This window comes from Mycolicibacterium arseniciresistens, from assembly GCF_030519285.1.
Lineage (GTDB): Bacteria > Actinomycetota > Actinomycetes > Mycobacteriales > Mycobacteriaceae > Mycobacterium > Mycobacterium arseniciresistens.
Genome location: NZ_JAUMSQ010000061.1, coordinates 1 through 632, shown reverse-complemented (window position 1 = coordinate 632; position 632 = coordinate 1). Strand labels below are relative to the sequence as shown.

The following is a 632-nucleotide window of genomic DNA, read 5'->3' as shown; positions in this document are numbered from 1 at the left end:
CGACTTAGCAGCGGAACGGGGCTGCGCCTCGATCCTCAGCGAGGCACGAACTCGGCAATGTGACGGCGGTACAACGGGATCCGCTGCGGCAGGTACTTGTCGTACCCCTCTGCGATGATGGGGTCATGTCCTCGAGCGCAACGTCTTTCGCTCCTTCGGTGAGGCCGAAGGACCGGCTCGATGTGTTGTTCGATGAGATCGCGGAGTTGTGCGGTCAGCGCAATGCGATCGACGGGCGGCTGGTGGAGATCGTCGCCGAGATCGACCGCGACGGATTGTGGGGGATGACGGGTGCGCGGTCGGTGGCGGCGATGGTGGCGTGGAAGACCGGGTCGTCACCGCGCAACGCTGAAATCGTTACCGCCGTCGCGCAGCGGTGGGAGGAATTGCCGCGCTGCACCCAACTCTTGCGCGACGGTCGGGTGTCACTCGATCAGGTCGGGGTGATCGCCGAGAAGGCCGGGCCGGGCTCGGATGCGCACTACGCCCAGTTGGTCACCGCCGCGACGGTGAACCAGTTGCGCACCGCGATCAAGCTCGAACCCCCACCCCCACCGAAACCGGAACCCGACCCCAAACCGGAACCTGCACCGACGTACAGCAAGACCTGCGACGACAAGGGCACTACCTAT

Annotated in this window: 1 protein-coding gene; it reads left to right on the top strand. The window is 65.2% G+C overall.

Annotated elements, in window-relative coordinates:
* Positions 1-125: 125 nt before the first annotated feature.
* Positions 126-632, top strand: a 507-nt coding sequence (locus tag Q2100_RS11070) for a DUF222 domain-containing protein (RefSeq protein ID WP_302914098.1), incomplete at its 3' end; no start/stop codon positions are given.